This window comes from Paenibacillus sp. FJAT-27812, from assembly GCF_001273905.1.
Taxonomy (GTDB): domain Bacteria; phylum Bacillota; class Bacilli; order Paenibacillales; family Paenibacillaceae; genus Pristimantibacillus.
The window spans coordinates 2,411,513-2,426,765 of the sequence record NZ_LIGH01000001.1 but is presented as its reverse complement, the minus strand read 5'-3'; the positions used below and the strand labels follow the sequence as shown (position 1 = coordinate 2,426,765).

The window sequence follows — 15,253 nt, the reverse complement described above, 5'->3', positions numbered from 1 at the left end:
TTTACGATCACAGCTCCTTCGTATTGTTGTTATTTTTCAATCAAGCCGTTAGCCGTCAGCCACTCTTTGGCAACATCCAATGCCGGTCTTTGCTTTAATTCCACTTCGCCGTTCAGCTTCTGCATTTCCGCATCGGTAATTTTTCCGGAAAGCTTATTCAAGACCTTCTCCAGCTCAGGATGCTCCTTCAGCACCTCGTCACGAACGATTGGCACCGCATAATACGGAAGGAAAACATGCTTATCGTCTTCGAGTACAACAATCGGCTTCACCGTGATCTGGCTGTCTGTCGTATATAAAATCATTGAGTCAATCAGCTTTTGGTCGATCGCCTGATACGCGAGGCCAGGGTTTTGAATCGTTTTGATTTCTTTGAACTTCGGATTGTATTTCTCAAGAATTGGAGGCCAAGCATCGGGACGGTTAATGAATTCCTCGCTTGCGCCGAAGATCAGCTCGCCGGATTTCTCTGCCAGCTGGCTAGTCGTCTTGATCCCGTATTTATCCGCTTGGTCCTTATGCAGGCCAAATGCATACGTGTTGTTGAACCCTATTGGGTCCAGCACGGTCAGCTGGTTTTTCTCTTTCAGTTCTTTTTTCACCTTATCGTAGGCTACCTGAGGATCAAACTCCGGCTCCGCTTTAAGAATATTGATCAGTGCCGTTCCTGTGTACTCCGCATAAACATCCACTTTATCCTCGTTTAAAGCGTTCCAAAGCAACGAGTTATCCAGCGTCTCTACATTCGCTTTCAGCTTCGTATCATTCTCGATAAGCAGCTTGAACGCATTCGCCAAAATATCCGACTCCGCAAATCCTTTGGTTGCGATGTTGATCGTGCTAGACTTGCCTGAGCCTGTAGCTGAGCATCCGCTCATCACGGCAATTAACAATACTGCTGCCCCCAAAATAACGGTATTGCGAAGCGAATATTTCCCCCTGTTGCTGTTGCTGCTTGCTGTCGAATGACTTGCTTTCATTGTCGTTTTCCCCTTTCGTGTTTTTCCTTATATTTTGGATTGCTCGCGGAGGCCCTTAGGCGTTAAGCGGCGGTTAAGCAGAAGCAGCAGTAAATTGACCACGATGACGAGCAGGGAAACGGGAATCGCTCCCGCTAAAATCACATTCGTATTGATCATCGAAATGCCCCTCGTAATAATGTCGCCCAGCCCGCCTGCGGCAATATAAGTCGCAATCGTCGCTAAGCTGATCGTCTGTACCGCTACCACGCGAACGCCTGCCATTATAAAGCTGCGTGCGATTGGCAGTTGAACCATCCACAGAATTTGCCCGCGTGTCATGCCCATTCCTGTGCCGGCTTCGATTAACGCCGGATTGACGCCAGATATGCCTACGTACGTATTCTGCAAAATGGGCAGCAGCGCGTAGAGCGTCAACGCGATGATGGCAGGCTTGGTGCCGATGCCCACCAGCGGAATCATAAAGCCGAACAACGCGAGGCTCGGGATCGTCTGAATGACGGATACGACCGTTATGATGCCATTGGCGAGACGCTTGTGCGTCGTGAGAAAAATACCGATTGGAATGGCGATCACGCAGGCAATCACAACCGATACGAGCGACAGCTCCATATGCTCAATCGTCTTTTGCAAAATGTTCTCCCAGTCCGCTATTATCGTGTTCCAAAACTGATTCATGCAAGCATCTCCTCCTTGTTGAACTGCTTCCCAAACGCCTCGATTAGACTCGTTTGCGTAACTGCGCCCAGAAAATGATGCGATGCGTCAACGACAGGAACGATCCTGTTTTTGCGCAGCAGCTCAAAAATGCGGGATATCGGCGCATCGCCTCTTACGTAAGGAGCATCTGTCCGCATAATTTCATTAATCGGCCGTTCGCCGCGCTGCGCCGCTTCGCTCCGCAGCTGCTCAAGTCCGATAATGCCTAGATACGTGTTGGCCGCGCTCGTGACAGCGAGCGCCTCCAGCTCATGCTTCTCCACATAATGAAGCGCATCGACTGCAGTGAGGTGGGAGTGGATGGATAAATGATGGGCGAGCACACTTTCAACCGTATGCTGCGGCACATTCGGCTGGAATCGTTCTTGTCCGATAAATTCACGGACGAACGCATCCGCGGGATGGTTAAGCAGCTCCTCCGGCGTGCCTGCTTGCACAACTCTTCCGTCCTTGAGCAGCACGATGAGATCCGCGATCTTCAGCGCTTCGTCAATGTCATGCGTGACGAAGACGATCGTTTTCTTCACCTGCTCGTTCAGCTTGATCAGCTCCTTCTGCAGCTGAATGCGGCTGATCGGGTCAAGCGCGCTGAACGGCTCATCCATAAGGACGATGGAAGGATCGGCAGCCAGCGCCCGGGCAACGCCGATTCTTTGCTGCTGGCCTCCGCTTAATTCATGCGGATACCGTTTGCGATACGATTCGGGGTCCAAGCCGATAAGCGATAGCAGCTCTTCCGTGCGGGCTTTCAGCTGCCGCTTCGCCTCTCCCTTCAGCCGAGGCACGACAGAGATGTTCTCCTCGATGGTCATATGCGGGAATAATCCGATTTGCTGAATGACGTATCCGATATTCCTCCTTAGCTCGACTGGATCCAAAGAACCGATATCGCTGCCTTCGAGCAGGATCTGTCCGGCCTCCGGCTCGATCAGACGATTAATCATTTTGAGAATCGTCGTTTTTCCGCAGCCGGAAGGGCCTATAATCGTCACAATCTTTTCCTTAGGCACCGTCAGATCAAAGTTTTCCAGCACGAATCCCGCGCCATAATTTTTGCTTACCTGCTTGAACTCTACGGCAGCTTCGCTCATCCCCATCCATCCCTTCTAAAAAAATAAAAGGCCCCACTCTCCTGTAAAGGAAAATGAGACCTCCTAGCGTAAGGTTGACCTCTAATATTATTAACATATGATAACCAATGACTATATTGCAATAATATTACAGGCTTAAATCGTTGTCAATCATTATTTATACTAATCCTATAGGAATTAAATGTTTAAACGAAGGTATAAAAAAAGACCTCCTGTCAACAGGTCAGTCATCACTAGCTAAGCTTGTATTTTTGTGCTACCCCTTAATCTCGCTGGCATTAAAAAAGTCCAGCGCAGAGCGGTACCAGCTTGGCTCCGCTTCCTTCACTCCGTCTACGAAAATGGCGTCCACCCGCTCATTGTAAAAGGAGTGCAGACCGGCAATTTTCGGAATTTCCGGAATCGGATTCGGATAGCTCCACAAAATATTTTCATACGACTGGCCGTTGACGTCAGCAGATAAATAGGCAGCCGTCCCTTTGTATGGGCAGCTCGTTTGCAGATTCGATTCGGTAAAGTACTCCTGGCGAATGTCCTCAATTGGCAGGTAGTAGCGTACAGGCACTCCCGTCTCAAACACGATAACCGGACGCTTGCTCTCCGCTACCGTCACCCCGTTCAGCACAACCTGAATATGGCGGGAACTGGCGATGGCATCCACCCGCTTGTACGGATCACGAGGATGAACGAAAATTTCTTCCTCTTCCTCAAGCCATTTATCGACCTTATCCCAGTAAAAGGCGACATGTCCGCGCAGCGCTTCGCTCTGAGGGATCGGGTTCTCGTAACCCCACACCGCGTTTTCAATAAGGCGCTCGCCCACTTGGATGCTCCAATAAGAGGCGTCTCCCTTCAAAGGGCAATGGGTTTGATGCCCGGATGGCACCAGCAAATCCTTGCGGACATCCGCTTCCGGAAAATAATAGACAGGCAAATGCCCCCGCTCATGCAGCGTCAATACCGATTTGCTGTCTGCAATGGTCACACCTCCCACCTGTACACGAACCCAACGTGGATTCAGCTCCGCTTTCAGATTTTTCCTCGATGGATCTGCTGCCTGACAGGATTGCTGCTCCGTTTGATGAAGACTCATCCAATTCCCTCCTCGTTAATCTCATTTATAGATAATTAATTATCACTATTACATAATATCATCGCATTTTTCATTTCTCAATAGTTATTCAGATAAAACCAATAGGAATTTAAGTATATAGATTTAGGAAGCTTGAATTCGAAAAAAGACGCTCCGCGGGCCGCATTGCGGCACTGTGAAACGCCTTTACAATCTTACGCTTATATGCGCTGATTCAACCGATGCTGCTGCCTGAATTCATTCGGCGAAAAGCCTGTAAACCTTTTAAACATACGGGATAAATACGGAGTCTGCATGCCCAATTGCTCGGCAATTTCGGCGATTGTTTTCTCCGAATGAAGCAGCAAAGCGCTTGCCTTTTGCATTCGCTTCTTGTTGATATAGACGATAGGCGAGACTCCAAGCATCGATTTGAAATAGTGCAAAAAATATTTCGGGTGAAAGTGGACAAGCTGGGACAACGTTTCGACTGTTATTTGCTCGGTTAGATGTTTTTCGATATATTGCAGCACGATATACAGCTTATGAACGGACGGAATCGATGCGGTTTGCAGCGGATCTGCCGTTGATCGTTCAATGAATCTTGACATCATATGAAACAAAATCGACTTGACGATAAAAGGCGCTGCCAGCTCATCGCTCTCATGCTGGTCAATCAGCTCTTGAAATTGATTTTTGACCGATTCGTCATTTCTTAGGGCGATGTTATGAGGCGCGATCAGCAAATCGAACAAATTATTTTCCCCGACGGTCGCGGTAAAATGGCACCAATATTTGAAAAAAGGATTCTTCTCCTCCGTGGAGCAAGAAATACGCGTGCCTGCCGGCACTAGAAATAGATCACCCGGAACGGGGTAATATTCCATATTATTTATTTTCAGCCGGCCTTCTCCATCCAGAAAATAATAGAGTGCATTTTCTCCTTGAATGGTATTGACGCCGCCCCAGTCAGGACGAACTCTCGTCAGAGCGCCTGTCGTCATGTGGATCTGCGTATTCGATAAATACGTGCGAGCCAAATTCATCCTGCCACACATCCTTATTCATGAAGATAGCTTACTATTGTGCAAAAACCTCATATTATTATACATTCATTTCCCCGGTTCCGCATCTTACAATGTAGGAACAACAGGTGCAGGACAGCGCATGGATGAGAGAACACAACACGGTAAATGAACATTATTACAAGGAATCATACACAACACATGACTCGAAAGGGGATTATGGCAATGAAACAAACAGAACTAGCTAAGCCAACGAAACAGCAGCTCATGTGGCAGGACATGGAAATCGGAATGTTTTGCCACTTTGGGATGAATACGTTTTGCGATCAGGAGTGGGGAGAAGGCAATGACTCGCCGGAGCTGTTCAACCCGACGCAGCTTGACGCCCGGCAATGGGTCCGCACAGCCAAACAAGCGGGGTTCGCTTACTTTGTATTAACGGCCAAGCATCATGACGGCTTCTGTTTATGGCCGACAAAGACAACTGATTATTCCGTAAAATCGAGTCCTTGGAAAAATGGGCAAGGCGATGTGGTTCGCGAGGTTGCTGACGCTTGCAAGGAAGAAGGCATCCGCTTTGGCTTGTATTTGTCGCCTTGGGATCGGCATGAGCCTTGTTATTCAGACAAAGCGGCTTATGACGACTTTTACGCCGCGCAGCTTACGGAGCTTCTAACCGAGTACGGACCGCTTGTCGAGGTCTGGTTCGACGGAGCCGGATCGCATGGCAGAGAATACGATTGGAGACGCATCATTGGAATCGTGAACCAATACCAGCCGGATGCGATGGTATTCAATATGGGGGTGCCAACCATTCGCTGGGTAGGCAATGAGGACGGCGTTGCTCCTTATCCTTGCTGGAACACGACAGATTCAGCCAAGCTGAGCATGTACACGGACGATATGGCGACTTGGCTGCCGGAAACTCCGCCATGGGTGCCTGCCGAATGCGATGTGCCGATCCGCAAGGAGCGCTGGTTCTGGCATCCGAATGACGAGCACACGCTTCGCTCGCTGGACAACCTGCTCGATATCTATTATCGCTCTGTCGGACATGGCTGTACGCTCCTGCTGAATCTGGCTCCCGATAACCGTGGACTCCTGCCAGAGGCTGACGTTAACCGGCTGCTTGAGCTTATGGAGGAAATTCAGCGTAGATTCTCCAGCCCCATTGCCCAAACCGAGGGCGAGGGAAATTCGGTACTTCTATCGTTTGGCTCGGCTGCCGACGTCAATCACGTAATTTTGATGGAAGACATCGCCCACGGCGAGCGCATCCGCTCTTACGTGCTCGAGGCGGAGCAGCAAGGGGAGTGGGTGGAGCTGGCCAGAGGAAGCGCGATCGGCCACAAAAAGATCGACCGCTTTGACACGGTTCACACCAAAGAGCTGCGGCTGCGAATTACCTCTAGCGTGGACGAAGCATTAATACGGAGCTTTGCCGGTTATTATTGTTGATTTTATGAGCAGTCCGTTTCTTTCGATTTTATCGATTGAAATGGGCTTTTTTTTGATTGAGCACTGTGAAGCGGCTATAAATCGGTATAATACAGAAAAGCATCATGGATAGATATTCATTCAAGAAAGGTGAGGATTTAATGGCAGCGAGTGTCTCATTGGTAAAACCGACCTTAGCATTAAAAGACGCCTACTTGCACTTTTATCAGGAATGGATCGAGAGCAAAGAAGATATCGTGCCATGGGTGGTCAGCTTGGACCCGGCCGACTTTCAGGGCATGGTGCAGTCTTTGCTGGCTAACGAGAAAGGCGAGCATTTGCCCGAAGGGTGGGTGCCGGACTCTACCTTTTGGCTTGTTACTGAAAACAAACGGATCGTCGGAGCGGTGAACATTCGACATGGGCTTACCGAGAAGCTGATGAATTGCGGCGGTCATATTGGTTACGGCATCCGTCCTTCCGAGAGACGCAAAGGCTACGCCACGAAGCTATTGGCACTAGCATTAGAGGAAGCGCGGAAGCTAGGCGTCCACAAAGCACTTGTCGTATGCGACGAAAGCAATGTGCCGTCGGAGAGAACGATTTTGCGCAATGGCGGCGTGGAGGATACCTCGTTCGTTGAAGAAAACGGCAATGTGATTAAGCGATTTTGGATTGGCTAATGGAGCATGGAGACGGAAGGGGGGTCCTTCTAGTCCTCTAAGTTACGAAAGAAATCATGGGCAAGCTCGTATCGGACGATTCGCTCTCTATTGCCGCGATATGAGGGCAGCAGCCAGCCTTTGGCGCATAGCTTTCGCAAAAGGTTAACCGCCGTTTTGTGATCGATCTCAAAATGCTTCTCCACATCCTTTGGTCGAATGGGCTCCGCTTGCTGAATCGCGAGCCGAATAACTTCTTTCTCGGAAAGCATGACGCGAGTGATTGGCGACTGGCTGGATTGATGCCTGCCTATCACCATGCGTAGCATCGACATGCAAAGCGCGGGATTTCTCTCTGCATCATCGTAGGCGAATGAGATTACGTGGTAGCCCATCGCGTGAAGGAACGCTTCGCGGTTCAGCTCATTGCAATATTTTTGCCGATCCATATCGCGTACATGCGAAGCATAACCCTTGATTTCAAAAATAAGCTTTACCCTACCCGGAAGCCAAGCGAAATCGGCAAAGTATGGCCTCCCCCGCCAGTCGAGCACCTCGTACTCAGGATGCAAATGCTGAAAGTCACCACGAAGCGGCCACCATACGTTACGCAAAAACAAAGATTCTGCGTGTCCATATCCTCGTTCCAGCCTCCCGCGTCGTTCTCCCGACCTTTTGTCGATATGATCCTGAATAAAGGAACGAAACGCCTCTTCATTGCCCATTTTCATCCATCCTCTCTGGAAAATAGAAAACGCCCCGCTGCCACTCACTTTCGAGTGTTAACGGGACGTTCTTCGTCTCTTGCCTCTGATTATAAAATAATTGGAATGAAATGGCTAGTCCCATTTTTCCCGGGATTCACGGCACTTTAAGGGAATCAGCCCAGCGCTTCAGCGGGATGCTGCAGCGGCATCTTGGCTCTAATGATTTAACAGGAATTCCTCCTGCTAAATCATCATATTTTCGCGGAAAAAGGGACTTAACTGGAATTTCTCCAGCTAATTTTCAGAAATCACCCTCGCAGCGGCCTATTCCGAGAAATTAACGGGAGTTTCTCCTGTTAAAGGTTTTTTAAGGGCTCCCCTGCTCACAATTAGCAGGAGGTTTTCCAGCTAATTTCAGCCGTAACCAACGCCACCGTCCCTAACTCGCTAAAAAACCCAATAACTAGCAGCATGTCTCTTCCAAGTCCATTACTAGCGCATTTAGGTTCCATTAGCATACTAAAATTCCCATCAAACATAGCAACTTCACCTCATACCGGCATCATACCCGCCAGCGCAAAGCCGCTCAAAAAACTAATATTACTTCAAACACCAATCAGCATATACGCCGCATTTAGGTGCCATTTAGCAAGCTATAACTCCCATCAAACATAGCAACTTCACCTCATACCAGCCTCATCCCGCCCACGCAGAGCCACTCAACTAATTAATATTACTGTCAAACAGCAAGCAGCGGACGCGTGGTTTGTGTTGGTGCCATTTGATCGGAATCAAGCCCACTTCGCCAATATGATTTAACAGGAATTCCTCCTGCTAAATCATCATATTTTCGCGAAAAAACGCACTTAACTGGAATTTCTCCAGCTAATTTTCAGAAATCACCCGCGCAGCGGCCTATTCCGAGAAATTAACGGGAGTTTCTCCTGTTAAAGGTCCGATAACGGCTCCCCTGCTCACAATTAGCAGGAGCTTTTCCCGTAAATACATTCCCGCCGAGCCTGCCCCAACTGTCCACAGCACAAAGGGAGGCCCTATGCCTCCCTCTCTTCTTATCCCCTCGGGATAAACTTGCTTATATCTACGCCGAGCGCTTGCGACAGCTTCATGCCAAATGTCCGGTCGGCACGGAAAAAGTTGCAGATGGCGCGTAGACGGATGTCGTCGTTCGTCTGCTCCAGCTCGCCAACCACGTTGGCGATTAGATTCGCCTGCTGCTCCTCCGGCAAAGAACGGAATCGCTCGCCTGCCTGGGTGAAATCGTCGGTTTTGTCGATTCTTTGACGGCCTGCCGAGCCTTGAAGGGGAGCATAAGAATCAGCATAAGCCGGTGCTTCTTTCGGGCTCTCGGGCGAGCTGTTAGGCTCGTAATTAACCGGTGATGGGTTAGCTTGCATCGTCATTGCGCCATCACGTTGATGGTTGCGAACGGGAGCATATGGGCAATTAACCGGGATATGCAGGTAGTTTGCGCCTAAGCGGTAACGCTGCGTGTCCGGATAGGAGAACAAACGGCCCTGCAGCAGCTTGTCCTCCGACGGCTCGATGCCGGGAACTAACGCGCCAGGAGAAAACGCCGACTGCTCCACCTCTGCGAAATAGTTAACCGGATTGCGGTTTAACGTCATCGTCCCTACCTTTTGCAACGGGTACATGTCCTCCGGCCATACCTTCGTTGGATCAAGCGGATCAAACGCGTAACGCTCCACATGGTCAACCGGCATCAGTTGCACATGAAGCTCCCACTCCGGGAAGTTGCCAAGCTCGATCGCATCATGCAAGTCACGTGTCGCATGGTTAAAATCTTTGCCTTGCATCTCGCTTGCTTCCGCCGCCGTAAAGTTGCGCACGCCCTGCAGCGATTTCCAATGATATTTGACGTAAGTCTGCTTGCCGGCGTCATTGATCCATTTGAAGGCATGTACGCCGAAGCCGTCCATTTCGCGGTAAGTGGCAGGCGTGCCATCATCCGAGAACAGCCAGGTCAGCATATGAGTGGATTCGGGCGATAGCGTCATGAAGTCCCAGTAGCGCGCAGGATCTTGAATATTCGTATTTGGCGCCGGCTTCAAGGAATGCACCATATCCGGAAACTTCATCGCGTCACGGATGAAAAATACAGGCAAATGGTTGCCTACGATATCATAATTGCCTTCCTGCGTATAAAATTTAACCGCAAAACCCCGCGGATCGCGCGCCGTCTCCGGCGAGCCTGTTCCATTGATAACGGTCGAAAACCGTACGAATACAGGCGTTTCCGCCCCAGCCTCCTGCATGAAATGAGCCTTCGTATGCCCCTTCATGCTGGCCTCTGTACGGAACACGCCGTGAGCGCCCGCGCCCCGTGCATGGACGACACGCTCCGGAATGCGCTCCCGGTCAAAATGCGCAAGCTTCTCAAGCAGATGGTAATCCTCCAATAATGCGGGGCCTCGCTGCCCTGCCGTGCGTGAGTTTTGATTATCGCCTACAGGCGTTCCTAGATTAGTCGTTAGGTAGTTTTCCATATTAGCACCTCATCGATTAGTTTATATATTTAGACTTGATCTAAATCTTTAAACTAATCATATCGAATAGGTGCAGGGCTGTCATGAAAACACCATGAATGAACGATGAACGTTTCGTGAAAAGGAAGCTAACTCCACGTGCATCTAGCCAGAGGAAGGAGCTGCTAATGCTTAACGGTCCCGAATATCCGCAAGCCGATAACCCACGCCCCGAACTGTTACAATATATTTAGGCGCTACTGCGCTGTCTTTGAGCTTCTTGCGCAAGCTCTTAATATGAGCGTCAACCAAGTTGCTGCCGCCATAAAATTGCAAGCCCCATACCGTATCGAGCAAAGACTCCCGCGTCAGGACGGAACCATCCGAGGATATGAAATGCAGCAGCAAATCATATTCCGTCTTCGTCAGATCGATGCGCTGCCCGGCGCGGTCCACCGTCATTTTCTTCAGATCGATCTCAATATCTTTGAACGATCGAATGTCTTCCGCTGGCACTTTGGCAGCGCCGGTCGGACGATTCAGCAGCATGCGATTGATTTGCTTGACCGCTTGCTCCGGTTTAGCCGGCCACACAAGCAGCTCCGCCGTCCCCAGTGCGAAGGTGCCGCGCGTATCATACGACTTCTGATCCAGCAAAATAAGGACGGGCACCGCGTGCATTTCGGCAGATTCCAGCAATTCGGCCCCCGCTTGCAGCGTATTGCCGCCAGAAGCATGGACAACCGGGATCGCATCATAGACGAGCAGCTCCGGCTGCAGGCTTTGCAGCATGCTTTTGTTGAAATCATGCAGCGAAAACACGTCAAAGCACTCGGAAGACAGCGCGACCAGCAAGCTTTTGACCCGTTCAGGCATCGGACTAATAATCATGACCCTCTGGGTAAGCGAGCAAAGCATCCCGTTTTGAAGCAGCTCTTCCTCCGACAAGCTTGCTGCCTCATCCTGATTTAAAGAGCTTTCGGCTTTCATGGATGACTCGTCTATCCTGATTTCTGCTTCGCTTTGCTCTAAGGAAGCCAACCTAATCCTTGCTTCCTCATCCATTATGATTGCTTCGTCGCGCATGATTCACAAACCCCCTCTAATACGACCTGAGCGTGCTCGATTTTATATTTCGTCTCCGAAGCTACCTGCTGGAGCCATACGTTCGGCAATTCGGTAAGCACCTCATCCACGCGGCCGCAGACCGTGCACACGATATGCTGGTGCTCGTCAGTGCGGGCATCATAACGGCTGACCGCCTCACCCAGCTTCAGCTCTCTAATGAGGCCCGCATCCGTCAAATACCTCAGTGAGTTGTATACCGTGCCATAGGCGAAGTTGAAGCCTTTGGCGCGCAAACGGTCAATGACATCCGCCGCCGTCGGGTGGTCAACCGCATGCTGCACGACTTCTAATATCGCTTTACGCTGTATCGTTAAGTTAATTTTGTTCATATGAACATCAATCCTTCTATTAATGACTTTAGACTAAGTATAAATTCATGCAATCAAATGGTCAACCTCGTCAGCCTATCCGTGAGCCGATCCACATCCCTTAAACACACTTCTACGTCAAACCAAGCAACTTTGAAAACGCTGCAAATTTTTTGTCGAAAAGAATAATCTGAATATTTACAAAATTCTAATAAAGGTGTATACTAAGCCTATCTTAAACGAGAGGGGATAGCCCATTGAAGTAGGTTAGCGAAGCATGTCTCATTAACTCGGGAAGGAGTACCGAAGGAAATAAAAGGACATGCGGGGACAAAAGCGAACGATTTGTAAACGACCATTTGGATGACAGGTACTTATGGAAGGAAAGGATTTGAAACAAATCGAAAGGATGTTGATCGAGGTCAAGAAGGATAGGATCGAAGTCGATAAGGTTTGTAACAAATTCGAAAGGACAAAGAAGATTAAGGAAGAAGCGGATTGGAGCGTTTGAATAAATTGAATAGTAGTCTGCCAAGCAGGTGAAGGGCTTCTGGTTATCTTAGATAAGCAGAAGCCCTTCTTACGTCTGTCTATAGGATCGGACTGAGCAGCCTTGAGATCGACTCCTTGAAACGGTTCATGAGCGGACGTTTGCCATAAACCTCAGCCGTCAGCTTCGTACAATTTTCCATATCAGTCTCAAAGATCTGTTGCAGCTTAGCCGATGTCTGCGTATCATAGATAAACGCGTTCATCTCAAAATTCAGCTTGAAGCTGCGAATATCGAGATTGGCTGTACCGACGGAAGCGACCTTGCCATCGATAACGAGCGTTTTCGCATGAAGGAACCCTTTCTCGTACAAATAACATTTGACCCCTCCGGCAATAAGCTCGCCCAAATAGGAATGAGTCGCCCAGTATACGAAAAAATGATCCGGTTTGCTCGGCAGCATGATACGTACATCAACTCCGGACAAGGACGCGATCTTCAGCGCTGTCATTAAGCTTTCATCCGGCACAAAATAAGGCGTTTGCAGGCAAATGGTCTTTTTGGCCGCATAAATCATTTTGATATACGCATCCTTAATTTGCTGATACTCGGTATCCGGGCCGCTAGCGACCAACTGCATGCCAATCGTGCCAAGATCATCGCTCACAATCGGAAAATACAGCTCGTTCAGCAAAATTTTGCCGGATGCCGCCAGATTCCAATCCATCAAAAACTGGGCCTGCATTTGAAGCACCGCATTGCCCTGCACCCTCAAATGCGTATCTCTCCACTCGCCGAAATGCTTATCCAGCCCCAAATATTCGTCTCCGATGTTAAATCCGCCGATATATCCGACTTGACCGTCAATGATTACGAGCTTGCGATGATTGCGGTAATTGATTTTCAAGTTCAAATAAGGAATTCTCGAAGGGAAAAATGCCGCCTCTTGGCCCCCTGCCGCGATTAACTCATGAAAGTACCGCTTCGGCAAGCTGGAGCTTCCAATATGATCGTACAAAAACTTAACCTCAACACCCTCTGCCGCCTTCGCTGCGAGCGCCTTCACCAGCCTTCTGCCAAGCTCGTCGTCACGGACAATATAGTATACGAGATGGATATGATGTTTAGCGGCTGCAATATCCTGAAGCAGAGCGTCGAACTTCTGATTGCCCTCGGTGAAGATATCCACCGCATTGTTGCTCGTAAACACCGCATAGCTCGTTTTCAGGTTCATATAAATCATATCCTGATAACTATGCATCGCCGGATCATGAAAAGAGATTTCACCGTCGCGAAGCTGGCGCATCTGCCTCTCGATCGTGTGCTCGATAATGCGCTGGCTGTCGCCTAGCAGCTTATACAGCTTCCTTTTGCGTACCTTCTGCCCCAAAATTAAGTACATGACAAACCCGATAACCGGTATAAAGAAAAGCACCATCAGCCAAGCCCATGTCGTACTCGCATTGCGCCTTTCGAGAAAAATGACGGTAACCGCCAAAAAAATGTTAAGAATCATAATAATCGCGTATGCGTTTTGCATAATGGCCATCCGTATAATAAGCACCTCAATCTAATGTAAAAGCTAATGCGATCATACTCCAAGGACGGTGTATGTTCAAGCTTCATTATATGCTACAATTCAAGCAGAAACGCCATACTATTCATTATGAAGAAGAAAGATTCGCCTTTCTTAACAATAAGCCAAAAATTCAAGGCTGAAACGGTAGACTCCATTTCTTTTTTATAAAACAATAAGACCCCGCAGAAGTGGTACTGGAGGAACTGCAATGGACATACGCAAATTTAGATTAGACGAGAAAGCTCTCGGCACCTATAGCGAGGAGCGCGATGAATATGAACGGGATTATGCAAGGCTCATTCAATCCCCTGCCTTCCGCCGCCTGCAAGGCAAATCGCAAGTATTCGGCGCCGGCACGGGCGACTATTATAGGACAAGATTAACCCATTCGCTTGAAGTGTCCCAGATTGCTCGCGAAGTCGCGCGCAGGCTTAATAAGCAATACGCATTTCTATCGCGCAAGGAGCATCCGGGACTTATTTTGGATCCGGCGGTCGTAGAAATTGCTGCGCTTGCCCATGATCTCGGCCATCCGCCGTTTGGGCATAAAGGCGAGGAAGTGCTGAATCATCTGCTCATGGCGGAATACGGCATTCCCTATGAGGGCAATGCCCAGAACTTTCGCATACTGATGTTTCTGGAGAAACGCGCCGGAAGCGGCAGCGGCCTTGATCTGACCGCTGCCGTGCTGCTCGCCATTAACAAATATCCGTTTAGCCTTGACGAGCCTGGTCGGCTAAAGGGCTTGTACAGCTCCGAATGGGGAGAGATTGAACAAATCCGCCTGTCATGGAAGATGCCAATCGGCTGTTCGACGCTGGAAGCCCAGCTTATGGACCTATGCGATGACATCGCTTATTCGACGCATGATATCGAGGACGGCATTCGTGCCGGCAAAATTCATATGAACCGCACCTTCTTTGAGGACAGCAGGCTCATTGACCATGTCGTACAAGAAATTGTAGAGGACAAGGTCAATAACGGCATCGGCTGGGGAGAGGTCGATATTCCCGCCATGGTCAAACGTGTGCTCGTCTCTTATTTCGAGCAATGGGAATCACTGTACGTGAGCTGCGAGCGCGAGCCTTCCCGCACGAGAAGGGAAATGAAGGCGCGCTGGGTCAGCTTGTTCGCAGGCAAGGTCGGCATCATTGACGACACGTCACGCGGCTGGAAGAAGGTTACGTTCGTCAACAACGGGCAGCAGGATATCGAATTGCTGCGCACGATGGAAATACTGAAGAAGCTCGCTTGGGTGACGCTCATCAAAGATTTCCGCGTTCAGCGGCTGCAAATGCGCAGCGAGATCATGGTCCGCAGGCTGTGGGACAGCTTTAAGGTGCCCGACTCCGGCCGCCTCATCATCCCGCCTGACTGGATCGAGAATTATGAGATCCATAAGAACAAGTGGAGCTGGCCGCGCTTTGTCGCGGATTATATCTCAGGCATGACCGATGCCTACGCGGAGAAGGTTTACGCCGAGCTTTATGCCAGCAAATCCGGTTCCATATACGAAATGGATTAACCATAACAAAGCGCAGCTCCGAATG

13 protein-coding genes are annotated in these 15,253 nt (G+C 49.4%); 3 read left to right on the top strand and 10 right to left on the bottom strand.

What is annotated here, in order from left to right; all coding sequences use genetic code 11:
- Positions 1-29: 29 nt before the first annotated feature.
- The 5 genes from ADU23_RS10425 to ADU23_RS10405 all read right to left on the bottom strand — a co-directional run bounded on the left by ADU23_RS10425 (position 30) and on the right by ADU23_RS10405 (position 4,909).
- Positions 30-980, bottom strand: coding sequence for an ABC transporter substrate-binding protein (locus ADU23_RS10425; protein WP_053373688.1), 951 nt, complete (start codon positions 978-980; stop codon positions 30-32).
- Positions 981-1,007: 27 nt separating this feature from the next.
- Complete coding sequence (locus ADU23_RS10420) at positions 1,008-1,658, bottom strand: ABC transporter permease (protein WP_053373687.1); 651 nt, start codon at positions 1,656-1,658, stop codon at positions 1,008-1,010.
- On the bottom strand, positions 1,655-2,791 hold the full coding sequence (locus ADU23_RS10415) for a betaine/proline/choline family ABC transporter ATP-binding protein (RefSeq protein WP_053373686.1): 1,137 nt from the start codon (positions 2,789-2,791) through the stop codon (positions 1,655-1,657). The genes ADU23_RS10420 and ADU23_RS10415 overlap by 4 nt, the downstream gene beginning before the upstream one ends.
- Positions 2,792-3,047: 256 nt before the next feature.
- The gene (locus ADU23_RS10410) at positions 3,048-3,884 is read right to left on the bottom strand and encodes a DUF427 domain-containing protein (protein WP_053373685.1); all 837 of its coding nucleotides are present in this window, start codon (positions 3,882-3,884) and stop codon (positions 3,048-3,050) included.
- Positions 3,885-4,084: 200 nt separating this feature from the next.
- On the bottom strand, positions 4,085-4,909 hold the full coding sequence (locus tag ADU23_RS10405) for an AraC family transcriptional regulator (RefSeq protein WP_053373684.1): 825 nt from the start codon (positions 4,907-4,909) through the stop codon (positions 4,085-4,087).
- A gap of 204 nt (positions 4,910-5,113) precedes the next feature.
- On the opposite strand from ADU23_RS10405, the gene ADU23_RS10400 reads away from it, so the two are divergent.
- Positions 5,114-6,346 carry an alpha-L-fucosidase gene (locus ADU23_RS10400; protein WP_053373683.1) on the top strand — a complete coding sequence of 411 codons (1,233 nt, stop codon included), beginning with the start codon at positions 5,114-5,116 and terminating at the stop codon, positions 6,344-6,346.
- Positions 6,347-6,486: 140 nt separating this feature from the next.
- On the top strand, positions 6,487-7,008 hold the full coding sequence (locus tag ADU23_RS10395; RefSeq protein ID WP_053373682.1) for a GNAT family N-acetyltransferase: 522 nt from the start codon (positions 6,487-6,489) through the stop codon (positions 7,006-7,008).
- 29 nt (positions 7,009-7,037) lie between these two features.
- Here the strand turns inward: ADU23_RS10395 and ADU23_RS10390 are convergent, their stop codons facing one another.
- The 5 genes from ADU23_RS10390 to cls all read right to left on the bottom strand — a co-directional run bounded on the left by ADU23_RS10390 (position 7,038) and on the right by cls (position 13,673).
- Positions 7,038-7,712 (bottom strand): hypothetical protein, encoded by a 675-nt coding sequence (locus tag ADU23_RS10390; protein WP_053373681.1) that lies wholly within the window; start codon positions 7,710-7,712, stop codon positions 7,038-7,040.
- Between the two features lie 1,052 nt (positions 7,713-8,764).
- Entirely contained in the window at positions 8,765-10,219 is a 1,455-nt protein-coding gene (locus tag ADU23_RS10385; RefSeq protein ID WP_053373680.1) for a catalase, read from the bottom strand.
- A 171-nt stretch (positions 10,220-10,390) separates the two neighbouring features.
- Positions 10,391-11,284 (bottom strand): winged helix-turn-helix transcriptional regulator, encoded by an 894-nt coding sequence (locus ADU23_RS10380; RefSeq protein ID WP_053373679.1) that lies wholly within the window; start codon positions 11,282-11,284, stop codon positions 10,391-10,393.
- The gene (locus ADU23_RS10375; protein WP_053373678.1) at positions 11,263-11,655 is read right to left on the bottom strand and encodes a Fur family transcriptional regulator; all 393 of its coding nucleotides are present in this window, start codon (positions 11,653-11,655) and stop codon (positions 11,263-11,265) included. Before ADU23_RS10375 ends, ADU23_RS10380 begins: the two co-directional genes overlap by 22 nt.
- A 569-nt stretch (positions 11,656-12,224) precedes the next feature.
- The gene (gene cls, locus ADU23_RS10370) at positions 12,225-13,673 is read right to left on the bottom strand and encodes a cardiolipin synthase (RefSeq protein WP_053373677.1); all 1,449 of its coding nucleotides are present in this window, start codon (positions 13,671-13,673) and stop codon (positions 12,225-12,227) included.
- Between the two features lie 238 nt (positions 13,674-13,911).
- Here cls and ADU23_RS10365 point away from each other — a divergent pair, with 238 nt between their 5' ends.
- Positions 13,912-15,228, top strand: coding sequence for a deoxyguanosinetriphosphate triphosphohydrolase family protein (locus tag ADU23_RS10365; RefSeq protein ID WP_053373676.1), 1,317 nt, complete (start codon positions 13,912-13,914; stop codon positions 15,226-15,228).
- The last annotated feature ends 25 nt before the right edge of the window (positions 15,229-15,253 follow it).